Raw genomic sequence first — 23,872 nt, forward strand, 5'->3', positions numbered from 1 at the left:
GACCGGGTGCCGACGCGAGTGCTGATCGCCGACGACCAGGCGATGGTCCGCGCCGGGTTCCGGCTGATCCTCGAAGGCGAGCCGGACATCGAGGTCGTCGGCGAGGCCGCCGACGGGGACCAGGCGGTGCGCCTGGCCCGGCAGCTGCGCCCGGACGTCACACTGATGGACATCCGGATGCCCGGCGTGGACGGGCTGCGGGCGACGGAACTGCTGGCCGGCCCGGACGTCGCGGAGCCGCTGCACGTGGTGATGGTGACGACGTTCGGGCTCGACGAGAACGTGCACGCGGCGCTGCGGGCCGGGGCCTGCGGCTTCCTGCTCAAGGACGCCGGGCCGAACCTGCTCGTCGAGGCCGTGCACGCGGCCGCCCACGGCGAGGCGCTGGTCTCCCCCGCGATCACGACGCGGCTGCTGGCGCACTTCGCGCGCCGCGATCCCCGGCGCGCCACCGCACCGGAGAACCCGCTCACCCCGCGCGAGCTCGACGTCGTGAAGGCCGTGGCCCGCGGCAGGACGAACGACGAGATCTGCCGCTCACTGGTGGTGTCGATGCCGACGGTCAAGACCCACATCGGCGCGGCCAAGCGCAAGCTGGGGGCCCGCAACCGCACCGAGATCGCCATCTGGGCCTGGGAAAGCGGCCTGGTCCGCTGACTTCGGGACGCGCACGACGACCGTGCGCGCGACGATGTCCCCGAACCGCTGGCGGCGGGGACTCACCAGCATCACCACGATCCCGGCCAGACCCCAGGCGAACCCGTCGACCAGCATCAGCAGCTCGCGCACGAAGAACGCACCCAGCGACGGGTGCGTGCCCTCGAGCGTCACGACCCGCAGGCGCAGCCACCGCATCGCCGGCGTCTGGCCGCCGTGCCGGTAGGGCCACCAGGCGTTGACGAACCACTGGCCCACCAGGACCAGCGCCAGCATCGCGTAGCAGACGACCTTGAGGAAGGTCAGGATCGGCCCGGGCGGGTGGAACAGCCAGACCACGGCGATCGCGAGCAGCAGCATCGGCACGAAGACGAGCAGCTCGTCCAGCAGGAACTGAGCGAGGCGGCGTCCGACGACGCCGAGCCCCGGCCGCGAACCGGTCATGGGCCCATGATCTCCGCCGTGGCCGCCGGGCGCGCGCCGGGTGCGTCTCATACCCCGGGCCGAGGCGGACGCGGCGAGTTCGTCCCGCGGGCTGATCACCGGCGGGCGCCACCGGGCCAGTCTCGGGCGCACCCCCACCCGCCGACGGAAGGATCCCGGTGCGTTTCTCCCGGACAGGACTGGTGGCCGCGACGGCCGCCCTCTTCGCCGCGACGGTGCCCGCCGCGGCCGCCGACCCGCTCACGCCGTACACGACGCAGCAGCTGAGCTGGGGCAGCTGCCCGTTCGAGCCGGCGGCGGACGAGAAGCCCGCGCAGTGCGCCCGGGTCACGGTCCCGCGGGACTGGGCCGACCCGGCCGCGGGGCCGCAGCTCGAGGTGTCGATCAGCCGGGTCGCCGCGACCGGCGAGCGGCGCGGCGCGATCCTGCTCAACCCCGGCGGTCCCGGCGGCCAGGGCACCCCGCTCGCGGGCTCGCTCGCCGCGCTGCAGCCGACGGTGAACGAGCTCTACGACTTCGTCGGCATGGATCCCCGCGGCACCGGCCACGCCGGCACCGGGGACAACGGCTTCCAGTGCCAGGTGCCGGTCGGGCGGCTGCCGCAGGGCCCGCTCGACGCCCGGGACCGCTCGGCGGCGAGCATCGCCGCCCACCAGCAGGTCCCCCGGGCCGTCGCCGAGGCGTGCCAGAGCGACGCGCTCGCGCCCTTCGTCACGACCTGGCAGACCGCCCACGACATGGACCTGATCCGCACCCTGCTCGGCGACGAGAAGCTCAACTACCTCGGTTATTCCTACGGCACCTGGCTCGGCGCCAAGTACGCGTCGCTGTTCCCGGAGCACACCGGCAAGACCGTGCTCGACTCCAGCGTCGACTTCGAAGGCAGGCTGCAGGCCGACTTCGAGGCGTTCCCCGTCATCGACCAGAGGCAGTTCGACGACGTCTACCTGCCGTGGCTGGCGCGGAACTTCCCCGCGCAGCTGGGCGCAACGGCCGCCGAGGTCAAGGCGAAGTGGGAGCGCGTCCGCGCGTACTACGGCACGCACGGCCTGGCCCCCGACACCTACGACGGCGTCTTCGTCGGCAACGGCAGCCACCTCCGGTGGGTGCTCGGCGCGCTGATCTTCGTGCTGGGCGCGCAGGCCCTCGACGGGACGCCGCCCCCGGACCCGGCGGCCCTGTCCGGCGACCTGGACGCGGTGTCCCGCACGACGTTCGGCGTCCCGGCGGCCGAGCTGACCACCGACCGGGTGGCCGCGGCGAGCCTCGCCCCCGACTACAAGCAGGTGCCCGGAACCCGCTTCGCCGTCGCGTGCGGCGACCAGCCGACCCGCTCGGCGGCCTGGTACAAGCGGCTCAGCGACCGGCAGGGCCCGCGGTACCCGCTGTTCGGCTGGGCGTACGGCCTGGGCGAGACGTGCGGCTTCTGGTCGGACAAGCCGCGGCAGGAGCTCCCGGACCTCCCGCCCGAAGCGGCGGCGAACATCCTGGTCGTCCAGGGCGAGTTCGACCCGCAGACCGGCTACGAGCAAGCGGCGTCGGCGGTCCGCTCGGCCGGCGTGCCGCTGGTGTCGGTGGACGACTCGCCGTTCCACGGCCAGTACGCCCTGGCGGGCAACCCGTGCGTCGACGGTCTCGTGAACGTGTTCCTGGTCAAGAACTCCCGGCCCCGCACCACGACCTGCCCGGGTGTTCCGCTGCCGGGCGAGGAGCAGGTGTACCCGGTCGCCGGACCGGTGCGCGACACGGCGTTGTCCGTCCAAACGCGACTCTCGGCTGACGTCTCGGCGTTGCGCGCGCGGGTCCAGGACGAGATCGGCGCGGTCAACCGGTACCGGTGAACCGCACCGCGAGCCGATCGTCCGGCGGCGCTTCGTTTCCGTGCTGCCGGCGGGTTCGGTGAGGGGGCCGAGGTCAGCGGGATCCCGGCCGCGGAACGCGGACGCCGGCGGCACGCAGCTCGGCCTCGAACAGCTCGGCCAGCCGCGCCGCGGCCGGTGTCCGCTCTTCGCCGTGGTGGGCGATCAGCGCGTACCGGGCCGCGGCGTCGGTGCGGGCCTGCAGCCCGGTCACCGTCTTCAGCAGGGCGGGGTCGGCGAGGTAGAGCCCGGCGGCGTCGGAGGCGAGTCCGGCGAGGCGGGGGTCGTCCGCGTCCCAGGTCGCGGCTTCGGCTGCGCGCCGGCCCAAGGCGACGAGCCGGGGGTCTTCGACGGCCTGCCCGAACTGGGTGAGGTAGTCGTCGAAGCCGTCGGGGACCAGGGCGCGGGCCAGCACCCAGCCCTCCCGGGTGGCGGCCACCTCGTCCGGGGAGAACCCGAGGCCGGGCAGCCGCGCCAGCAGCGCGACCGCGCGGCCGGGCAGCAGGGCCCGGTCCTCGTCGGCGAGCCGGTTCAGCGTGGCACGCCGCGCCTTCAGGTCCTCGATCCGTTCGGTGAGCCGCCGCTCGACGTCGGCGATCGCGGCGGCGAAGCCCGCGGCGTCGGTGTCGAGCAGCGGCCCGATTTCGGCCAGCGGCACCCCGGCCGCGGCCAGCGTCCGGACCTGCACCAGCCGCAGCAGGTCGGCGGAGCCGTACCGCCGGTAGCCGGAGCCGTCGCGTTCCGGCTCCCCGGCCAGGCCGAGCTTGTGGTAGTGCCGCACCGTTTTCACCGTGACGCCGGCGAACGCCGCCGCCTGCCCGATCGTGACCCCGTTCCCCATCCACTCAGCCTGCCGTGTCCCGGCCGGCGGCGCCCGGTCCCCCGCCGAAAACCGCCTCGACGAGCCGCTGCTGGGCGTTCCGGAACGCGGCCGCGACGGACATCCCGGCGTCGTCGACGCAGTTCAGCGCGGCGGTGAGGGTCTTGCGGCCGTCGGGCGTGCTGTACATCAGCGCCGCGTGGCCGACGGTGGCGCCGTTGTGGGAGACGAGGGTGCCCCCGTTCAGCAAGAACACGCCGAGGCCGTAACCCATGTCCGGGAGGCCCGTCGGGCACGGGGTGCGCATCTCGGCCAGCAGCCCGGCCGGCAGCAGCCCGCCGCCGTTGAGCGCGGCGATGAAGGTGTGGAGGTCCCGCGTGGTCGAGATCAGGTCTCCGCCGGCGGAGATCCAGGACGGGTTGTGACGGGTGACGTCGATCGTCTTCGGCACCCCGGCGTCCTCGTACCGGAAGTAGGCGCGGGCGTGCGGCTCGGGGATCTCCGGCGAGGCGTCCGGCACCACGGTGCCGGACAGCCCGAGCGGCCCCAGGATCCGCCGCGGCAATTCTTCGGCGAGCGACCGGCCGGTGACCTTCTCGATCAGCAGCCGGGCCAGCACGTAGTTGGTGTTGGAGTAGCTCCACCCCGTGCCCGGCTCGAACCGCAGCGGCCGGGCCGCCGCGAGCCGGACCAGCTCGCCGGGCGAGTAGGTCCGGAACCGGTTGGCCACCCATTCTTCGCCGGTGCCGAGGTAGGGGACGGGAATCCCCGGCACGACCGTCCCGTCGTCGCCGACCTCGCCGCTGAAGTTGAACACCCCGCTGGTGTGCTGGAGCAGCATCCGCACGGTGATCCGCTCGTCCAGGCCGGCCCCGGGCAGGTGGCCCGCGGCGGGGGTGTCCAGCCCGATCCGGCCCTCGGCGACCAGCTGCAGCACCACGGTGGCGATGAAGGTCTTGGTGTTGCTGCCGATCCGGACGTGCCCGTCGACCGGCGGCTTCGCGGCCCCGCCCAGCTGCGCCGCCCCGGCGCTGCCGGCCCACTCGCCCCGCTCGTCGTGCACCCGCAGGGACACCCCGAGGAAACCGGAGCCGGCGATTTCTTCGATGGCCTGCCGCAGTTCGGGACGGTCTTGCTCGGACATGGTGATCGCTCCTCGGATCGGGTCGGCGGCGCTTCGCCGCTGCGGCGAGCTTGGGCCCTGACCCGAGGTCAACCTCAACGGTGATCCGCCTCACCCGGTCACGGGATGCGCTCCCGTTCCGAGCAGGCCCCAGAGCCCCATGGCCCTGCGAGCCTTCGACACGAACGCGGTGGGCACCGACATGACGGCGGCCTTCGGCATCGGCCGGTCCCAGCAGGAGAGCGCCGGGACGGTCGTGCGCCTGGCCACCCTCGGCGCCGACGGCCCGACCGGGACTCTCCAGGACGAGAACGGGGAGCTGCCCTGGTAAGCCGGTTTCGGTCGCGGCGCGGACGTCGAGGTTGGGCCGGCGGCCGGGCGATCCCGCCGGCTCCGGCGAGCGCTGGAGGGCGAGCAGCCGCGCCGGGCCCACCGCGCGGCGAAACGGCCCGTTTTGCCGGTTCGGCCCCCGGCCAACTACCGCAGCACTTTCTTCGTCCCGCCGCCCGATCCGGAGCCACTGTGCCGGCCGCCACCCACCCTTGCACTTAGGTAAGCCTGACCTTATTGTCCTCCCGTGTCCCCAGTTCCCCACCGTCCCGATGCCGGTCTTCACGCCCATGACATCGACGTCGCCTACGGCAGCAACGTCGTCGTGCGTGCCGCGTCCGTCTCGTTGCGTGCCGGTACCGTCACCGCGCTGATCGGCCCGAACGGCAGTGGGAAGTCCACGCTCCTGCGCGCCCTCGCGCGGCTGCACCCGCCCGTCGGCGGCTCGGTCGCCTTCGCCGACGGTGCCGACCTGCGTGCACTGTCCGGAAAGGACATTGCCAAGCGGATCACCCTGCTGTCGCAGCAGCGGACCGCTCCGGGCGGCGTGTGCGTGCGGGAGCTGGTCGAGTTCGGGCGGCACCCGCACCGGTCCCGCTGGGGCGGCCGGGATCCCGAGGGGCCCGCGGCCGTCGAGCGGGCGATGGAGCTGACCGGTCTCTCCGGGCTCGCCGACCGGCCGGTGCAGGCCCTCTCCGGCGGGCAGGCGCAGCGGGTCTGGCTGGCCGCCTGCCTGGCCCAGGACACCGCGCTGCTGCTGCTCGACGAACCCACGACCTTCCTCGACCTGCGCTACCAGGTCGAGGTCCTCGACGTCGTCCGCGACCTCGCCGACCGGCACGGTGTCGGGGTCGGCCTGGTGCTGCACGACCTCGACCAGGCCGCCGCGGTCGCCGACCGGGTGCTCCTGCTGGAAGACGGCCGGGTCACCGCGGAAGGCGGCCCCGCCGACGTGCTGACCGCGGCGAACCTCAGCCGGGCCTACGGCATCCGCGTGGACGTCGTGCTCGATCCGGCCGACGGGCGGATCCACACCCGCGCGGTGGGCCGCTTCAACGACGCGCGAGTGCGCACCGCGTCGGTCTGACCGATACGCCTTTCCTCGACAAACAGGAGAAAAACCCATGCGGATCACCCGGATGATCCTCGGCTTGTCCGCGGCCGCCACGTTCTTCGTGGCCGCCTGCGGCACCACCGAGGAACCCGCCAGCGGCGCCGCCGCCGCGACCGGCGGCGGCCCGGTCACGGTCGTCGACTCCCGCGGCAAGGAGGTGAAGCTGCCCCGTCCGGCCAAGCGCGTCGCGGCGACCGAATGGAACGGCGTCGAGCACCTCGTTTCGCTCGGCGTCATGCCGGTCGGCGTCTCCGACATCAAGGGCTACGGCCAGTGGGTGAGCGCCGCGCCGCTCGACAGCACGCCGAAGGACATCGGCACCCGCGGCGAGCCGAGCCTCGACACGCTCGGCTCGCTGGGGCTGGACCTCGTGGTCGTCACCGACAGCGTCACCGAAGGCGCGCTCGAGCAGATCGAGGCGAAGGTGCCGGTGATCGTCATCAACGGCGGCAACGCCGAGGACCCGATCGCCGGGATGTACGCCGGTCTGGACGTCATCGCGAAGGCCACCGGCACCGAAGCCAAGGCGGCGCAGCTGAAATCCGCGTTCGAGCAGAAGCTCACCGCGGGCCGGGCCGAGGCGGAAAAGCTGGGCGCGGTGGGACAGAAGGTCGCGTTCTCCGACGCCTACGTCACTTCCGGCTCGGTCAGCATCCGCCCCTACACCAAGGGCGCGCTGGTGTCCGCGGTGTTCGGCAAGCTCGGTCTCGAGACGGCGTGGCCGATGGCGGGCGACGCGGCCTACGGGCTCGCGCAGGCCGACGTCGAGGGTCTGACCCAGCTGCCCGACGTGCGGTTCTGGTACATCGCCAACAACGCCGACGGCGACCCGTACCGGCAGCAGCTGGCCGGCAACGCGATCTGGCAGAACCTCCCGTTCGTCAAGAGCGGCAAGGTGCACCGCTTCCCGGACTCGTTGTGGATGTTCGGCGGCCCGAAGTCGATGGAGCAGTTCGTCGACGCGGCCGTCGCCGCGCTGAAGGGATGACGCGGCCGTGGTCACCCTGACCGAGCCCGGGCCGCCCGTGGTCACCGTCCGGCGACGCGGGCGGCCGGCGCTGCTCGGGATCGGGCTCACCGCCTTGATCCTGCTGGGCTCGGCGGTGCACCTGACGCAGGGCACCGCGAACCTCGGCGCGCTCGACGTGCTGCGGCTGGTGTTCGGCGGCGGCACCGGCGACACGGCCGCGGTGGTCCTCGAGTCGCGGTTGCCGCGGCTGCTCGCGGCGCTGGTCGTCGGCGCCGCGCTCGGCGTGGCCGGCGCCGTGCTGCAAACCGTGTCCCGCAACGTCTTGGCGTCGCCGGACACGCTCGCCGTCAACGCCGGTGCGCACCTGGCGGTCGTCGCCGTCGCGGCGTTCGGCGTCTCGCTGCCCCTGCTCGGCGCGACCGGGGTGGCGTTCGCGGGCGGGCTGGGCGCGGCCGTTTTTGTGCTCGCGCTGTCCGGCACCGGGGGCACCGGGATCGTGCGGCTGGTGCTGGCGGGCACCGCGATCGCGCTGGCCCTGATCTCCGTGACGCAGGTCCTGCTGCTGCTCTACGCGCAGGAGACCCGGGGCCTGTTCGCGTGGGGCGAGGGGGCGCTGGAGCAGAACGGGCTCGGCGGCATCGGCACGCTCGGCCCCCTCGCCGGCGTGGCGGTGGCGGTGTTGCTCGGCATGGCCCGGCACCTCGACCTGCTCCAGGTCGGCGAGGACCACGCCCGGACGCTGGGCGTCCACGTCGGACGGGTCCGCTTCGCGGCGATCGCGCTGGCGGTCCTGCTGGCCGCGGCCGCGGTGACCCTGGCGGGCCCGATCGGTTTTGTCGGCCTCGCCGCCCCGGCCCTGGCGCGGCTGCTCGCGTCCGCGGTCCCCGGCCTGCACCGGCACGCCGCGCTGATCCCGGTCGCCGCGGCGCTGGGCGCGGCGCTCCTGCTGGGTGCCGACGTGCTGCTGCGGACGATCATCAGCGCGCAACGAGCCCTGGAAGTGCCCACGGGGGTCGTGACGACGATCCTGGGCGCGCTCTTCCTCGTGGTGCTGGCCCGCACCGCCCGGATCACGTCGGCGACCGCCGAACCACCCGCGGCGGGCGCGCGCGGCGGGGTGAGCGTCCTGCGGTACCGGGTGGTCCTCGGGGTGCTGGTGCTCGCGGCGGTCGGCGCCGCCGTGGGAGCCGTCCTGCTCGGGGACGCGAAACTGCTGCTGGGCGACGTCGTCAACTGGCTGACCGGCCAGGCGGGCCCGCTCGTCACCGGCGTGCTCGACACCCGCGTCCCCCGCGTGGTGGCCGCGCTGCTGGCGGGCGCGGCGCTGGCCCTGGGCGGTGCGCTCACCCAGGCGGTGGCCCGCAACCCCCTGGCGGAGCCGGGGATGATCGGCGTCGTCGGCGGAGCGGGCCTCGGCGCGGTCGCGGTGATCACGCTGGTGTCCGGCGTCGGTTTCTGGACCCTGACGGGATCCGCGGGCCTGGGCGCGGCGCTGGCGATGGCCGTGGTCTTCGCGGTGGCCGCCCGCGGCGGCTTCACCAGCGAACGCCTGGTGCTGATCGGCTTCGGTGTGCACGCGGCGTCGCAGGCGCTGGTGACGCTGCTGATCACCCTGTCCGACCCGTGGAACGAGACCAAGGCGCTGACCTGGCTGGGCGGCTCGACCTACGGCCGGACCTTCACCCACCTCGTGCCGATGGCGCTGGCGCTGCTGCTGGTGGCACCGGTGCTGATCCGCATGCGGCGCGAGCTCGACCTGCTGGCCCTGGACGACGAGACCCCGCGGGTGCTGGGTGTCCCGGTCGCCCGGTCGCGGCTCCTGCTGCTGGCGTGCGCGGTCCTGCTGACCGGCGCGGCGGTCGCCGGCATCGGGGTGCTGACGTTCGTCGGGCTGGTCGCCCCGCACGCGGCGCGCGCGATCGTCGGCAGCCGCCACTCGCGCCTGCTGCCCGCCGCCGCGCTCCTGGGTGCCATCCTGGTCTGTCCGGCCGACACCCTCGGCCGCACGGTCATCGCACCGGGCCAGCTCCCGGCCGGGTTGATGACCGCGATCATCGGCGCGCCCTACTTCGTGTGGCTCCTGTACCGGCACCGCACGAAGTCCCTCCGGGGACGCTGAACGGGGGCGGCGGCGCACACGAGAGGATCTCCGGATGCAGTACCTGGTTTCCGTGATCGACGACAAGGGCACTCCCGGCCGCACGGACCGGCAGCCGGCCATCAGCGAGTTCAACGAGCGGCTGATCGCCGAGGGCTACTGGGTGTTCGCGGGCGGGCTGGCGGACACCGGCACCGCCACGGTCGTCGACAACCGGGGTGAGCAGGCCGTGTTCAGCGACGGGCCGTTCGTGGAGTCGAAGGAGTACCTCGCCGGCGTCTGGGTGTGGGAGGTCCCCGATCCGGAGGTCGCGCTCGAGCTCGCCACCGAGGCGTCGAAGGTCTGCGACCGGAAGATCGAGGTGCGGCCGTTCCGGTGATCGACGTCGACGAGGCGGTCACCCGGGCCCACCACGAGGAGTGGGCGCGGGTGGTGGCCATCCTGACCAGGCGGTTCGGTGACCTCGACATCGCGGAGGAGGCGGCGGCCGAGGCGTTCGCGACCGCCGTCGAGCGGTGGCAGGCCGACGGCGTGCCGCCCGGCCCCGGCGCGTGGCTGACCACCACCGCCGTCCGCAAGGCGATCGACCGGATCCGGCGCGAGAACAAGCGCGACGACAAGCACCACGAGGCGTGGCGGGTGCACGACGACGAACCACCCGAGCCCCTCGGCGCCATCGACGACGACCGGCTCCGGCTGATCTTCACCTGCTGCCACCCGGCGCTGGCGATGGAGACCCGCGTGGCGCTGACGCTGCGCATGGTCGGCGGCCTGACCGTGCCCGAGATCGCCCGCGCCTTCCTGGTGGCCGAAAGTGCCATGGGGCAGCGCATCACCCGCGCGAAGGCCAAGATCAAGGCGGCGCGCATCCCCTACCGCCTGCCCTCCGCCGAGGACCTCCCGGCCCGCGTCACCGGCGTGCTCACCGTCCTGTTCCTCGTCTTCAACGAGGGCTACCTGGCGACCGGTCCCGGCACCGGCCCCGTCCGCCACGAGCTGACCGCCGAGGCGATCCGGCTCACCCGCCTCATCCGGGCCCTCCTGCCGGACGACGGGGAGGTGGCCGGGCTGCTGGCGCTGATGCTGCTCACCGAAGCCCGCCGCACCGCCCGGGTCTCGGCCGGCGGCGAACTGGTCACCCTCGACGAACAGGACCGGGGCACCTGGGACGCGGCGCTGATCGCCGAGGGCCACCGGCTGGTGCGCGAGCGCCTCGCCGCCGGGGCCGCGCCGGGCCGCTACCAGATCCTCGCCGCGATCAACGCCGTGCACACCTCGGCCCGCGACGTCCGCGACACCGACTGGTCGCAGGTCGTCGCCCTCTACGACCAGCTCGTCCGCCTCGACCCCTCGCCGATCGTCGCGCTCAACCGGGCCATCGCGGTCGCCGAGCTCGACGGCCCGGAGGTGGCGCTGGCGGCCATCGACCGCTTGGGCGGCACCTTGGCCGGCTACCACGCCTACCACGCGGCCCGCGCCGACCTCTTGCGCCGGCTGGGCCGCAGCGCGGACTCGCGCGCGGCTTACGGCAAAGCGATCGAGCTGGCGGGCAACACCGCCGAGACCGCCGCCCTGACCCGCCGGCGCGACCGGCTGGGGTAGGCCGGCGGGCCCGGTTCCCTCAGAAGCCGGGGAACACGCGGCGCAGGTCGTCGAGCGTGACGGCGCCCTCGACGGTGACGCCCTTGTCGTACGGTGCCTTGAGCCGGCCGCTGACCAGCCGGACGAACGCTTCCGCCGGCCCGTGGAACGTCGCGGAAGGCGACTCGAGGTCGTTCACGACCGTGACCGCGTCGTCGATCACCAGGGCCGCCCCGGGAACCGCGACCGACACCGGGTTCGCGAGCTCCGCCGGCTTCGCGAGGAAGCTCAGCATGAAGCCGACGGGCCCGGCCAGCAGGTCGACGAGCACCTCGGCCGAGCCGGCGTCCACCCCGGCGTCCGGGTCGAAGGCCACGCGCACGTCCCACGAGTGGTTGGCCACCTCGCTGAGCCGCATGCCCAGTGCGGTCAGCAGCGAGACGGGCTCCGGCAGGAAGCCGAGGTCGACGGTCAGCGACGAGCGCTGCTCGGGCGTGAGCGCTTCGACCGTTTCGAGCCAGCGGCCGTTGTGCTCCAGGAACCCCTCGGCCTGCGCGCGCGGCGCGGAGGCGTCCCAGCGGGCCCAGATCGTCTGGTTGTCCTCGGCCGCCACGGTCTCCCCGGCGGCCCTGGCGATCGGTGCGCGGCCGATCTCCGCGCCGCTGCCGAGGTGGGAAAGGGCCTGGGCGACGGTCCACTCGTCGGCGCCGCTGGGAGCGGCCAGCTGCTCGTCGGTGAGGGTGCGGACGAGGCCGGCGAGCGCGTCGTGCTCGGCGCGCAGGGCGGCGATCGTGCGATCCACGAGTTGGTTCATGCCACGCTCAACTCCCGGGGGCACGCCGGTGTTCCGCCGATCACTCCCGATCTGGACCGGGCCGCCGCCCCCGTGCTAGAAATAGAACCTGTTCCAGTTCTGCCCGCCGGTGCCGGGAGGTGCGCGGATGAGCGTCCCGACGGTGACGGAGCTCCTGCTGGCCCGCGCCGGGGACGAGCGTCCCAGCCTGCGGTTCGAGGACGAGACCTGTTCGTGGGCCGCGCACGTCCGCGCTTCGGCACGCTGCGCGGCCGGCCTCCGGGAGACGCTGGACCGGGACAAACCGCCGCACGTCGGCATCCTGGCCGACAACATCCCGGCGTTCTCCGTCCTCCTGGGGGCCTGCGCGTTCGCCGGGGCGGTGCTGGTCGGGCTGAACCCCACCCGGCGCGGGGACGCCCTCGCGCGGGACATCCGGCTCGCCGACTGCCAGTTCGTGGTCGCCGAACGGAAGTACCGGCCCCTGCTGGACGGACTGGACCTCGACGGGATCGAGGTGCGGGAACCGGAATCGTGGCCGGCGGGTGACGCGCCGATCGATCCCGTCCCCGCGGCGGCGGACGACCTGCTCATGCTCATCTTCACCTCCGGCACCAGCGGCGACCCGAAGGCCGTGCGCTGCACCCACGGCAAGATCGCCTTCCCCGGCGCGATGCTCGCCCAGCGGTTCGGGCTGTCCGCATCGGACACGGTTTACGTTTCGATGCCGCTGTTCCACTCCAACGCCGTCATGGCCGGCTGGGCGGTCGGGCTTGCGGCCGGGGCGACCATCGCCCTGCGGCGCCGGTTCTCCGCGTCCGGTTTCCTGCCCGACGTGCGGAAGTTCGGCGCGACCTACGCCAACTACGTCGGCAAGCCACTGTCCTATGTGGTCGCCACGCCCCCGCGGCCCGACGACGCGGACAACCCCCTGCGGCTGGTCTACGGCAACGAAGGGGCGAGCGCCGACCTGGCGGTGTTCGAGAAACGCTTCGGCTGCACGGTCGTCGACGCGTTCGGTTCCACCGAGGGCGGGGTGGGGTTCGCCCGCACCGACGACACGCCGCCCGGCTCGCTCGGCCGGCCGGCCGGGGACGTGGCGATCCTGCACCCGCACACTCACCGCCCCTGCCCACCCGCCGAGTTCGATGCCGACGGCCGCCTGCTCAACGCCGAAGAAGCCGTCGGCGAGCTGGTCAACACGACCGGCGCCGGCTGGTTCGCCGGGTACTACCGCGATCCCGGAGCCGACGCCGAACGGCTGCGCGACGGCCGGTTCCACACCGGCGACCTCGCCTACGCCGACGCCGACGGGTTCTGCTACTTCGCCGGGCGGCTCGGCGACTGGCTCCGCGTCGACGGCGAAAACCTCGGCACGGCCCCGATCGAGCGCATCCTGCTGCGGCACCCGGCGATCACCGACACCGCCGTCTACGCGGTGCCCGACCCGGTGACCGGCGACCAGGTGATGGCCGCCATCGTCACCGGTGGCACTCCGCTGGACCCCGCCGAATTCGGCCGCTTCCTCGCCCGCCAGCCGGATCTCGGGCCCAAGCAGGTGCCCCGGTACGTGCGCACGGTCCGGGAACTGCCGCGGACGTCGACGTTCAAGGTCCTCAAGCGCCGGCTTTCCGCCGAGGGCCTGGACTGCCCCGGCGAAATCTGGGAGCGCTCGGGACCGGGCATCACCTACGCGGCCGGCCAAGGCGGCCAAGGCGGCTCGACCGGCACCGGCCGGTGAACCGGGTCGCGGCCGGCCCACCCGCCGGCCGCGACGACCACGGACAGGCCGCCCGCGGCGAGGAGCAGCCCGAGTCCGACAGCCGAACCGCTCTCCTGCGGGTGACCCACCGTCCAGCCCAGCAGGGGGCCGGCGAACGCCAGCCCGGTCAGCACGGCCGCGGCGACGAGCACCGCCACGCGCGATCGGCGCAGCACCCGCTGCGCCAGCGCGAGACCGGCACCGATCCCGGCCAGCCACAGGGAGAACACCAGCCAGAGCCCGGTCGGCACCCCGGCGTTCGAGGTGAAGAACGCCACCAGGCCGGTGAGCGGGAGGGCCGACACGACGAGGAGGCTCAAGGGAAGCACGGCGGCGCGCACGCGGGCACCCCGGGCCCGGGCCCGCCCGGCCGCCACCGACATCCCGATCAGCAGCGCCAGCAGGGTGATCAGGCCGGCGTCGTTGACGTAGTCCCCGATCGCCCGGCCGAACCCGGTGAGCGGCACCGGCCGGATCGTCGGCCCGGAATCGCCGGCCACGAACGGCACGCGCCGCCAGGTGCCGTCGGCGCCGCGGACCGCCAGCCCGTCCACCCCGTTGGCCACGATCACCTCGTGTCCACCGGGGACGGCGCGGACCACGACGTCCACACTGGCCACCTTCTCCGGGCGGTCCAGCCCACCGGGGAACGGGTGCTGGCGCAGGACGAACGGCCACCGGCCGGCGGGCACCTCCCAGGCGGTGCGCCAGGTCCGGCCGGCGTCGGTCGTTTCGTCGACGCCGAGCAGCCTGCCACCACGCGGCAGTGTCTCACCGAAGTCGGCCTCACCGAAGCCGGCCTCACCGCCCCCGTGCACCCGGTAGCAGTGCGCGGCCACCTGCGGCACACAGGCTTCGACCTGCCGCCGGCGCTCCGCCGGCGGCGCGTCCGGCAGGAGCGTCCAGCCGTCGACGCCCGAGGAGGAGCCGTAAAGCGCTCCGTCCGCCTCGACCACGATCTGCGTGCCCGTCTCGCCGCCGGTGCGCACCGAGTCGACCGACGGGAGCGTTTCGGCGGGCGCCGACGTCGCGGTGATCGCCAGCACCGCGAACGGCCCCGCGATCACGATCCGCCACCGCACCGCCCGGCCGGGCGGCTGCGGCGGGGCCGCCGCCCGGCGCCAGGCCCACCAGGCGAGGCCGAGCGCGGGCAGCGCAAAGAGGTCGCCCGGATCGGCCAGGACGACCGAAGGCCCGTTGACCACCGACCACGCCGCCGAGGCGACCCCGGCGGCCGCCGGGACCAGCTTGACCACCGCGAACCCGGCCCCGGTCAGCAGCACCGCGGCCGCGGCACCGGCCCGGCCGGCGCCGAACAGGCCGAGCAGCAGCCCGAGCACCGGCGGTGCCACCACCAGCCCGGCGACGTCGCTGAGCTTGCCGGTGACGAGGCCCGGCCACACGTGCTTGACCACGTGGTCGTTGAGCAGCAGCACCGCCGTGGCCCCGACGGTCAGCGGGTGCGCCAGCCAGCGCACGAAGACCCCAGTTCGCATCCGGTACAGCCTGCGGTGCGGTGATCACGACCGCGACACGGCCCGGCCCCGGATCGGCGCGGGGCCGGTGGCGGTTCGCTCGCGCACCGTCACGGGGTGCGGTGGCGCGGGGACTGGGCACGGCCGGGGAGATCTCGTTGACCCGGCCGCCCTCGCACTTGGCGCCGGGCCGGCCGAGGGCGGGGCCGACGAGGCGGGAGCCGCTGCCCGATCAGGCAGCCGGACGCACAACCGGCTTCGAATGCGCTTTTCCGCCCCTCGTTCCGGACAACGATTTTGCCGTCCACCTGTTAGAATCCGGCCCGTTTTGCGTTGTCCGGCTTCGGGGTGGCGAGGCGGACAAAGAATGTCCGGCCAAGGGGAGGGAGACGGACATGGGTGCAGGTCGGCCTGAACAGCCGCTGGATCCGCTGGCGGGGCCGGTGCAGCTCTTCGCGTGGGAGCTGCGCCAGCTGAGGGAAAAGGCCGGGCGGCCGACGTACCGGCGGCTGGCTCACCAGGCGCATTACTCGGTCACGACCTTGGCGGACGCGGCCAAGGGCGACCGGCTGCCCTCGCTGGAGGTGGCGTTGGCGTACGTCACCGCCTGCGGGGGCGACCGGGCCGAATGGGAGGCCCGGTGGCGGGCCGTGGCGGCCGAATCGGCGCCCGCGCCGCCCGTTTCTCCCGGCGAAGAAGAAGTCCCTTATGTGGGATTGGCGGCTTTCCGTTCGGAGACCGCGGATCGATTCTTCGGGCGGGAACGGCTCGTCGGCGAGCTCGTGTCCAGAATGGCGTCCCGGCGCTTCCTCGCGGTCGTCGGCGCCTCGGGCAGCGGCAAGTCGTCCCTCTTGCGCGCCGGCCTGGTCCCCGCTCTGCACGCCGCGGGACAGGCGCAGTCCGTGGTGCTCACCCCCGGCGCGAGGCCCGTCCACGAGTGCGCGATCCGGCTGGCTCCGCTGTCGGGCTCCTCCCCCGGTGCCCTGGCGGCCGCGTTGGCCGAGGATCCGGCCAATCTGGGCCTCGCCGTGCACGAAGCCCTCGCCGACCGGCCTCCGGAGGCCGAAGTCGTGTTCGTCGTCGACCAGTTCGAGGAGGTCTTCACCCTCTGCGACGACGAGCGGGAACGCGACCGGTTCATCGCCGCGCTCCTGACCGCGGTCCGGCAAACCGGCAGCCGGACCCGCGTCGTGCTCGGCGTCCGGGCGGATTTCTACGCCCGGTGCGCCGGGCACCCCGATCTCGTCGCCGCGCTCCAGGACGCCGAACTGCTCGTCGGGCCGATGACGGCCGAGGAGCTGACCGAGGCGATCACCCGGCCCGCCGTCCGCCAGGGGCTGGTGGTGGAACGGGCGTTGACCACGGCCGTCCTCGCGGACGTGGCCGGGCAACCGGGGTACCTGCCGCTGGTGTCGCACGCGTTGCTGGAAACGTGGCGCCGCCGGCGCGGGAACGCGCTCACCCTGTCCGCCTACCTGGCCACCGGCGGGGTCCGGGGTGCCATCGCCCAGACCGCCGACCACGCCTACCACGCTCTCGACGCCGATCAGCAGCGCGCGGCCAAGCAGATCCTGCTGCGGCTGATCGCCCTCGGCGAGGACACCGAGGACAGCCGGAGACGGGTCCCGGCCGCCGAGTTCGACACCGGCCCCCACCCGGCCGCGGTGCTGGACGAGCTGGTGCGGGCCCGGCTCCTGACGGTCGGCGAGCACACGGTGGAAATCGCGCACGAAGCGCTGATCCGGAACTGGCCCACCCTCCGCGCCTGGATCGACGAGGACCGCGAACTGCTGCTCGCCCAGCGACGCCTCACCGACGCCGCGGCCGAGTGGGAGCGCAGCGGCCGGGACGAGGAGTTCCTCTACCGGGGATCCCGGCTCACGGCGTGGGACGAGCGCGATCTCGGGCGGCTCAACGACGCGGAGCGGGAGTTCCTCGAACAGAGCTGGCGGCGGCACGGGCGCGAGCTCGCCGCGACCCGCCGCCGGGCCCGCCGGACGCTGATCGGCGCCGGCGTCGTCGTCGTGGTGGTGAGCCTGCTCGCGGTGCTGGCGCTGGTGTCCGCCGGCCGGGCGAGCGGGGACCGGGATCTGGCGTTCTCCCGGCAGCTGGTGGCCAACGCCCGGGCTCAGCTGGCGCTCGATCCCGAGCTCGCCCTGCTGCTGGCCCGGCAGGCCTACCGCATCCGGCCGACCGATGAGGCGGAGGCGGCCCTCCGCCAGGCCAGCCTCGACTCGCGGGTGGTGGCCACGGTGCCCGCCGGCCAGCGCGAGGTGTACAACGTCGCCTTCAGCCCGGACCGGCGGCGCGTGGTCAGCGCCGGCACCGACGGCACCGTGCGGCTGTGGGAGCGGGCCACCACCGGCGTGGCGCCGGCCGGGTCCGTGGTGCTGCCCGGTCACCAGCGCGAGGCCGCCAAACTGGCCTTCACCCCGGACGGCAGCCGGCTGGCGAGCGTCGGCGAGGACGGCGTGATCCGGATCCGTGCGCTCGCCGGGGGCGAAGACCTGCTGCTGAAGGGCCACCGAGGCGCGGTGCGCGGGGTCGTCTTCGACACCGGCGGGACCCACCTGGCGAGCGCGGGCGACGACGGCACCGTCCGGGTCTGGGACGCGCGCACCGGCCGCGAGACCGCCGTGTTCCGCGGTCACCAGGGCCCGGTCTGGAGCGTCGCCTTCGGCGCCGACGGGCGGCTGGCCAGTGGCGGCGACGACGGGACCGTGCGCCTCTGGAACCTGGCCGGGGGCCGCCAGGACCTCGAGTTCCCCGCCCACGACAACACCGTGAAACGGGTCGCGTTCAGCCGCGACGGCCGGCTCGCCACCGCGAGCGACGACGGCACGGTCAAGGTCTGGAAGGAGCCGGGACAGCGCGATCCCCTCGTCCTGCGCGGGCACGACGGCACCGTGGAGACGCTGGCGTTCAGCCCGGACGGGCGGAACGTGGCCAGCGGGGGCCAGGACGGGGTGATCCGGATCTGGAGCGTGGACAGCCCGGTCGATCCGCTGACCCTGCGCGGCCACCGCGGCGTGGTGTGGGACTTGGCGTACGACCCGGACGTGCCCTCCCGGCTGGCCAGCGCGGGCTCGGACGGCACCCTCCGCTTCTGGGACGTCACCGCCCCCGGGGATCCGATCGTGCTCCGCGGGCACCGCGGCCGGGTCGCGCCGGTCGAATTCAGCGGTGACGGCCGGCGCGTCGTCACCGGCGGCCGGGACACGACCGTCCGTGTCTGGCGGTCCACCGGCGACAGCAGCCCGGTCGTCCTGCGCGGCCACGAGGGCGAGGTGTGGGACGCGACGTTCAGCCCGGACGGCCGGCGCATCGCGAGCGCGTCCCAGGACGGGACCGTGCGCGTGTGGAAGGCGGACGGCGACGATCACCCGGTCGTCCTGCGGGGGCACCAGGGTGATGTCTGGGACGTGGCGTTCAGCCCCGACGGGCGGCACCTGGCCAGCGCCGGCGAAGACGGCACCGTGCGCATCTGGACCACCGATCCGGACGACCCGCCGACCGTCCTGCGCGGCCACGAAAGCTCGGTGTACAACGTCTCCTACAGCCCCGACGGCACCCGGCTGGCCACCGCCGGCCTGGACGGCACCGTGCGGATCTGGAGCACCGCGGCCGACGGCGACCCGATCGTCCTCCCCGGCCACCAGGGCGGCGCCCGGTCGGCGGTGTTCAGCCCCGACGGGCAGCGGCTGGCCACCGCGAGCGCCGACGGCACCGTGCGGATCTGGCGCTCGCTCACGGACCGGGACCCGATCGTCCTCGAAGGCCACCAGGGGCCGGTGGCGGGCGCGGTCTTCAGCGCGGACGGGCAGCACCTGGCCACCAACGGCAGCGACCGCACGGTGCGCATCTGGAAGGCCGACGGAGCGGGCGGCTCCGTGGTGATCAAGGGGTACGGGTCCTCGGTCAGCACTCTCGCGTTCAGCCCCGACGGGCATTCCTTGATCACCGCGCACGGCGACGGCACGGCCCGCATCGCCCGGTGCGAACCCTGCGTACCCGTCGAAGAAGCGCTGAAGACGGCCGAGAAACGGATCACCCGGGACTTCACGCCCCAGGAACGCAAGGTGTACCTCAACGAGCCGTGAGCGCCCGCCCAGGTCGGGGGCGGCCCGATTGTCCGGAGGTTGTTTGTCCGGCGGTCCGGCACTGGCACCGGACAAATCCCGCGCGCTACAGCTGGTCGTGGCACCAATTTCGAGGAGGAACCTTGTTGAAGCGCATCGTCTCGGTCGGCGCGGTCACCGCCGGCCTGGTCGTCCTGATGACCCCCGTGGCCCACGCCGACACCCCGACGGCGAACTACGACCTCGGGCTGCAGTACGGCAACGTGCACCGGGCCACCCTCACCGAGAACGCCGACGGCTCGGGCAACCGGATCCGGGTCTTCGGCAGTTCGCCGTGCACGACGTCGACGTCGGACCGCGACAACGTCGTCGGGGTCGTGCCGTCCGGCTGGAACGACGCCATCTCGCGCGTCTACGACTACAACTCGTGCGACACGAAGCTGTACGAGGACGGTGGCGCCGCCACCGGCGACGCGCAGACCGGGTGGATCGACGGCGGCTCGGCCGGCGTGTACGTCGGCCCGAACTGGAACGACCGGGCGTCGTCCTTCGCCCTCAGCTGATGAGGAGGTTGATTGCGGCCGTGGCGGGAGCGGCCGCAATCGCCCTGCCCGCCGGCTGTGCCACGGGTGAGCCCGGCCTGCCCCCGTCCGTGGCCCCGATCGAGCACGGCACCCAGCTGCACCTGCCGATCGCCGGCTACGTTCCGTCCGCCGAAGAGGACGAGGTGATCGGCCGGGCCACCCTGGTCCTCACCGAGGGCTGCGCCCGGCGCTTCGGGGTGCACTACACCGTCGGTTCCGTCGAGCAGCCGGGCATCCTCGACGGCGCGGACCGCCGCTACGGCGTGATCGACGTCGAGGAAGCCGCCCGATCGGGTTACGCGCGCGCCGGCAAGGAGCGCCGGGGAGCCGGGCCGTGGCGGCCGTCCGGACGCGAGTACGAGGTCGTCACGGGCCGCACCCCCACCGGCGGCCCGGCCACCGCCCGCGCGGCCGACGGGGCACCGGTCCCGGCGGGCGGGTGCGCGGACGAGGCCTGGCGGCGGCTGGGCGGCGGCGGTGAACTCACCCGCCTGGTCGACGAGGTGCTGAGAGAATCCTGGACGCAGACCCGGGCCGACAGCCGCGCTCGCGCCGCCGAGACGGCCTGGACGGAGTGCATGCGGGAGGCGGGCCACGACTTCCACCACCGCTGGGACGCGGCGGAGTCGGTCGGGACGTCGCCGCCCGCGGAGCAACGCACGATGGCGAAGCTCGACGCCACGTGCGCCCGGCGCGTCAACTACGTGGGCATCTGGCACGCGGTGGACTCCGCGTACCAAGAGCGCGCGATCGCCCGGCTCGGGGATCGCCTGCCCAGGGCGTCGGCGGAGCGCCGGGACCTCATCGCGCGAGCGGCCGGGATCGTCGGAACGGGGTAGCTCGCGGTCACCGATGCTGCGGCGGCGCCGCCGCCACGCGTTCGAGTCGTCGACACCGAGTGCCCGCAGCCGGTCGAGGATCCCGGCCACTTCCGGGGGCAGCGCCAGGCTGTCCCCGGAGACCAGCCGGGCGATCCGCTCGCGATGCCGTTCCCGCAGCCGGATTTCGGCCCGCAGCCGGTCACCGATGTCGGCGACCGCGGCAGCGAACTCCGCCGCACCGGCCTGGAGCAGCTCCCGGACCCGCGCCGGCGGAACCCCGGCCTCGGCGAGGGTCCGGATCCGGAGCCAGTTCGCCGATGGTCAGCATCGCTCCGGTGTCCCGCCCGCAGCCGGCTACCGCGGATCAGCCGGGCGACCTCCGGAGCGCGGGTGACGACGAGCCGGTGGTCGCCGTCAACCCACGACACGGCCACGCGCGGACGAGCCGTTCGACGCCGGCCCGCCAGTTCCGGTTGCGCCACCCCGTACGCCCGGCATCGCCGTCCCCGGCCATCGAGGTGGCCATGATCATGCGGATCGGGCGGTCGATCTGTAGGTACCGGTCGAGGATGCCGGCGCGCACCGCCTCGATTTCGAGGTTCGGGTCGAGGAAGTCCTGCGGGGCGAGCAAAACCTGCCGCGCGGTGCCCTCGGCCTGAGCGAAGGAACGGTTCGGGCACCGGATTCGCCCCATCAACGAGAACGAGCCCGGCCACCCGGTCCGGGTGATCGGCGGCGTAGTGCACGGCGAGGTCGGCACCCAGGGAGTGCCCGACGAGCGTGGGCCGGGATCCCAGTTTCGTGAGCACGGCCGCAAAATCGCCGAGAAACGCCTCGAAGGTGTACTGGCGGCCGGGTGAAGAGAGGCCGTGACCCCGGAGATCGAAGGTCACCACTTCGTGGTGGTGACGCAGTATCCCGACGAGTTCACAAAGGTCGGCTTGGGTCGTGAGGAGGCCGGGACACAGGACGAGCAGTGGTCCCCGGCCCGCGCGGTATCCCAGTCGGGCCACAGGTGTGTAACACCGGCGCGCTCTTCACGACCTTCTCTGTGTGCTCGCTGCCTTGACCGCAACCTGACGAACGTGTCAACGGCTTCGCAGAAGGCCTACGAGCAGGGCGAACATCGACATCGTGAGGATGATCGGCAACGATGATGCGACGAGTCATCGAATTCCTCGTGCCGTTGATCGGGCTCGCCGTGTGGTATTTCATCAAAGATCCCGAAGCCGCAGTGGCTGCGGGCATCAGCGGCACAGCGCTGTACCTCACGAATTTCCTCATCGAGAAATGGGCGGGTGACCGGCTGCCGGCAAAGACGCCGAAAGCAGCTCCGCGGAGCGAGGCACCCCCGCTCCGCCCCCGAACCGACAGGAAGGTCACCACCGGATCGGCCTCACCGGCGAGGGTCGCTGCCCCCACGCCCATCGAACGCAAAATCGCCGTCCCCCGCGAAAAAAGCCGAAGAGCGAGACCGCTGGTCCGGAGGCGGACGATACTGTTCGCCGGCACATCGGTCGCTGTCGGCGGCGTGGCGTCGTGGCTGATCGTCGAAGACAAGCGAGACGACTCGATCCGGACGTTCGCCGGGCACACCGACGTCCTGTTCTCCGTGCGGTTCAGCCCGGACAGCAAGACGCTGGCCACCGGCAGCATGGACGGGACCGTCCGGTTGTGGGATGTCGAGGCGTCGAGCACCCGGAAGACGCTGACAGTGGACGGACCCATCGGCGGCTTGGGTGACATCCATTTCACGCCGGACGGTTCGACCATCATGGCCGGCGCGGGCTGGGCGCCCGGCGTCGGCCAGCAAGTCGTCTTCTGGGACGCGCGGAGCGACAGCCCCACCAGGAAGTTCCCGATCCCGGGTAAGCGTTCTCGCTGCGCGATGAGCCCCGACGGCAGGATCGTCGCGGAGGGCGGCGACCAGAAGGTCATCACCCTGCGGGTCCGCCGGACGTGGCGACCGCTTGGCACGCTGTCCGGACACACGGATGTCGTTTCCGACATCACCTTCAGCCGAGACGGCAAAGCGCTCGCCAGCATCAGCGCGGACAAGACCGTCCGAGTCTGGGACGTCGGCACCGGGAAAGAGATCGCCTTGACCCGCGACCAGGAAATAAGCAGCTCGGGAGGACAGGTGTCGATCAGCCCGGACGGTACCCTCGTCGCCTACACCAAGGGCTACCACGCCACGAACATCTGGCGCCCTTCCGCCGGAGCGGCCGTGCACGCGGTGACCAACGGCGTGCACCACTTCGCCGGCAACCCGGTGTTCAGCCCCGATCGCCGTCACCTCGCCTGCGTCGATCAGTGGGAGGGTTCCCACGTCATCCGGATCTTCGACGTCGGCACCGGCGTCGAGGAGAAGATGCTGTACGGACACGAAAGTTCGATAGCGTCGCTCGTCTACAGCCCTGACGGCACGAAGCTGGCGAGCGCCGGTTCCGACAAAACCGCGCGGCTTTGGTCAGTCGGATAGCGAATTCAGGCGTTGGCCGCGGGCCGGCTTGGTGAAGTGTGGACGTCTCGCGTGTACGACCGGAGCCGGCAGACCGCGTTGGAGAGACAACCCGGGCGATCCTCCGGGCGTCACCGTCATGAGAGACATCCCACGGCGGAATCCGTCCACCGGATCGTCCACAAAGCGGCCGCTTACAATGGGCAGGACCGGGCCGGCCGTCTTGGCCGCCGCTGGGGCGGGGCGATCTGGGAGGATCACCGGATGACGATGTCGCTGTCGGCCGAACTGTGGCCGGACGTGCAGCCGGAAACCGCGCGGCGGCTCATGCTGGCCGGGGTGGAAGCCTTCGCCCAGCGGGGGTACCACGCCACCACCACGCGGGACATCGCCGGCGCCGCGGGGATGTCGCCCGCCGCGCTCTACGTGCACTTTCCCTCCAAGGCCGCGCTGCTGTTCGCCATCAGCCGGTACGGCCACGAGCAGACCCTCGCGCTCGTCGAAAACGTCGTCGCGAAGGAGTCCGATCCCGTCGCGCGGATCCGGCTCATCGTCGAGGACTTCGTGGCCTGGCACGCGCGGCGCCACACCGTCGCCCGGGTTGTCCAGTACGAGCTGCAGGCGCTGCCCGAGCAGGAGTTCGAGGTGGTCGCCGCGCTGCGGCGGCGGATCGAGCGCATCGTGCGCGAAGTCATCACCGAGGGCGCCGACGGCGGCGTGTTCACGGTGTCCGACCCGCACGTCGCCGCCCGGGCGGTGCTTTCGCTGGGCGTCGACGTCGCCCGCTGGTACAGCGAGCGCGCCCGGCAGACGCCGACCGCGCTGGGCCAGGAGTACGGCGGGCTGGTGCTGCGGATGCTCGGCGTCGCCACCGAGACGCCGGTCACAGAATAAGCAGTCG

The 23,872-nt window shown here is 73.3% G+C and carries 19 protein-coding genes and 1 pseudogene; 14 read left to right on the forward strand and 6 right to left on the reverse strand.

Features of this window, described 5'->3' with window-relative positions; all coding sequences use genetic code 11:
- The first annotated feature begins 6 nt into the window (after positions 1-6).
- Positions 7-657, forward strand: coding sequence for a response regulator transcription factor (locus Q5425_RS05145; RefSeq protein ID WP_308670924.1), 651 nt, complete (start codon positions 7-9; stop codon positions 655-657).
- Here Q5425_RS05145 and Q5425_RS05150 read toward each other — a convergent pair.
- Entirely contained in the window at positions 538-1,101 is a 564-nt protein-coding gene (locus tag Q5425_RS05150) for an RDD family protein (RefSeq protein ID WP_308670925.1), read from the reverse strand. The two genes, Q5425_RS05145 and Q5425_RS05150, sit on opposite strands and share 120 nt — an antisense overlap.
- A gap of 158 nt (positions 1,102-1,259) precedes the next feature.
- Here Q5425_RS05150 and Q5425_RS05155 point away from each other — a divergent pair, with 158 nt between their 5' ends.
- On the forward strand, positions 1,260-2,942 hold the full coding sequence (locus Q5425_RS05155) for an alpha/beta fold hydrolase (protein WP_308670926.1): 1,683 nt from the start codon (positions 1,260-1,262) through the stop codon (positions 2,940-2,942).
- A 73-nt stretch (positions 2,943-3,015) separates the two neighbouring features.
- Here Q5425_RS05155 and Q5425_RS05160 read toward each other — a convergent pair whose 3' ends face one another.
- A complete protein-coding gene (locus Q5425_RS05160; protein ID WP_308670927.1) occupies positions 3,016-3,801 on the reverse strand; it encodes a MerR family transcriptional regulator in 786 nt (261 codons plus the stop codon).
- Between the two features lie 4 nt (positions 3,802-3,805).
- A complete protein-coding gene (locus Q5425_RS05165; protein WP_308670928.1) occupies positions 3,806-4,924 on the reverse strand; it encodes a serine hydrolase domain-containing protein in 1,119 nt (372 codons plus the stop codon).
- A gap of 139 nt (positions 4,925-5,063) precedes the next feature.
- On the opposite strand from Q5425_RS05165, the gene Q5425_RS05170 reads away from it, so the two are divergent.
- The 6 genes from Q5425_RS05170 (at position 5,064) to Q5425_RS05195 (ending at position 11,017) form a co-directional block, all read left to right on the forward strand.
- The gene (locus tag Q5425_RS05170) at positions 5,064-5,234 is read left to right on the forward strand and encodes a hypothetical protein (RefSeq protein WP_308670929.1); all 171 of its coding nucleotides are present in this window, start codon (positions 5,064-5,066) and stop codon (positions 5,232-5,234) included.
- Positions 5,235-5,480: 246 nt separating this feature from the next.
- Positions 5,481-6,320: an ABC transporter ATP-binding protein gene (locus Q5425_RS05175; protein ID WP_308670930.1), complete on the forward strand. Its 840-nt coding sequence runs from the start codon at positions 5,481-5,483 to the stop codon at positions 6,318-6,320.
- 37 nt (positions 6,321-6,357) lie between these two features.
- On the forward strand, positions 6,358-7,335 hold the full coding sequence (locus Q5425_RS05180) for an iron-siderophore ABC transporter substrate-binding protein (protein WP_308670931.1): 978 nt from the start codon (positions 6,358-6,360) through the stop codon (positions 7,333-7,335).
- A 7-nt stretch (positions 7,336-7,342) separates the two neighbouring features.
- The gene (locus tag Q5425_RS05185) at positions 7,343-9,436 is read left to right on the forward strand and encodes an iron ABC transporter permease (RefSeq protein WP_308670932.1); all 2,094 of its coding nucleotides are present in this window, start codon (positions 7,343-7,345) and stop codon (positions 9,434-9,436) included.
- Between the two features lie 34 nt (positions 9,437-9,470).
- Positions 9,471-9,794, forward strand: coding sequence for a YciI family protein (locus Q5425_RS05190; protein WP_308670933.1), 324 nt, complete (start codon positions 9,471-9,473; stop codon positions 9,792-9,794).
- Positions 9,791-11,017 carry a DUF6596 domain-containing protein gene (locus tag Q5425_RS05195; protein ID WP_308670934.1) on the forward strand — a complete coding sequence of 409 codons (1,227 nt, stop codon included), beginning with the start codon at positions 9,791-9,793 and terminating at the stop codon, positions 11,015-11,017. The genes Q5425_RS05190 and Q5425_RS05195 overlap by 4 nt, the downstream gene beginning before the upstream one ends.
- 19 nt (positions 11,018-11,036) lie before the next feature.
- Here Q5425_RS05195 and Q5425_RS05200 read toward each other — a convergent pair whose 3' ends face one another.
- Entirely contained in the window at positions 11,037-11,810 is a 774-nt protein-coding gene (locus tag Q5425_RS05200; protein WP_308670935.1) for a maleylpyruvate isomerase family mycothiol-dependent enzyme, read from the reverse strand.
- 127 nt (positions 11,811-11,937) lie between these two features.
- Here Q5425_RS05200 and Q5425_RS05205 point away from each other — a divergent pair, with 127 nt between their 5' ends.
- Positions 11,938-13,530, forward strand: a complete 1,593-nt coding sequence (locus tag Q5425_RS05205; protein WP_308670936.1) for a long-chain-fatty-acid--CoA ligase — start codon at positions 11,938-11,940, stop codon at positions 13,528-13,530.
- On the opposite strand, the gene Q5425_RS05210 is transcribed toward Q5425_RS05205, so the two are convergent.
- Positions 13,479-15,047: a hypothetical protein gene (locus tag Q5425_RS05210; RefSeq protein WP_308670937.1), complete on the reverse strand. Its 1,569-nt coding sequence runs from the start codon at positions 15,045-15,047 to the stop codon at positions 13,479-13,481. The genes Q5425_RS05205 and Q5425_RS05210 overlap by 52 nt on opposite strands.
- Before the next feature lie 374 nt (positions 15,048-15,421).
- On the opposite strand from Q5425_RS05210, the gene Q5425_RS05215 reads away from it, so the two are divergent.
- From Q5425_RS05215 to Q5425_RS05225, 3 genes are all read left to right on the forward strand, one after another.
- On the forward strand, positions 15,422-19,126 hold the full coding sequence (locus tag Q5425_RS05215; protein ID WP_308670938.1) for a hypothetical protein: 3,705 nt from the start codon (positions 15,422-15,424) through the stop codon (positions 19,124-19,126).
- Positions 19,127-19,248: 122 nt separating this feature from the next.
- Positions 19,249-19,668: a hypothetical protein gene (locus Q5425_RS05220; RefSeq protein ID WP_308670939.1), complete on the forward strand. Its 420-nt coding sequence runs from the start codon at positions 19,249-19,251 to the stop codon at positions 19,666-19,668.
- Positions 19,668-20,528: a hypothetical protein gene (locus Q5425_RS05225; RefSeq protein WP_308670940.1), complete on the forward strand. Its 861-nt coding sequence runs from the start codon at positions 19,668-19,670 to the stop codon at positions 20,526-20,528. The genes Q5425_RS05220 and Q5425_RS05225 overlap by 1 nt, the downstream gene beginning before the upstream one ends.
- A gap of 377 nt (positions 20,529-20,905) precedes the next feature.
- On the opposite strand, the pseudogene Q5425_RS45710 reads toward Q5425_RS05225, so the two are convergent.
- Positions 20,906-21,523: pseudogene (locus Q5425_RS45710) on the reverse strand (alpha/beta fold hydrolase); the annotation flags it as partial.
- 140 nt (positions 21,524-21,663) lie between these two features.
- Here Q5425_RS45710 and Q5425_RS05235 point away from each other — a divergent pair.
- Both Q5425_RS05235 and Q5425_RS05240 read left to right on the forward strand, forming a co-directional pair.
- On the forward strand, positions 21,664-22,992 hold the full coding sequence (locus Q5425_RS05235; protein WP_308670942.1) for a WD40 repeat domain-containing protein: 1,329 nt from the start codon (positions 21,664-21,666) through the stop codon (positions 22,990-22,992).
- A gap of 243 nt (positions 22,993-23,235) precedes the next feature.
- Positions 23,236-23,865: a TetR/AcrR family transcriptional regulator gene (locus Q5425_RS05240; RefSeq protein ID WP_308670943.1), complete on the forward strand. Its 630-nt coding sequence runs from the start codon at positions 23,236-23,238 to the stop codon at positions 23,863-23,865.
- Positions 23,866-23,872 lie beyond the last annotated feature (7 nt).

Origin of the sequence: Amycolatopsis sp. A133 (genome assembly GCF_031082405.1) — a bacterium.
Lineage (GTDB): Bacteria > Actinomycetota > Actinomycetes > Mycobacteriales > Pseudonocardiaceae > Amycolatopsis.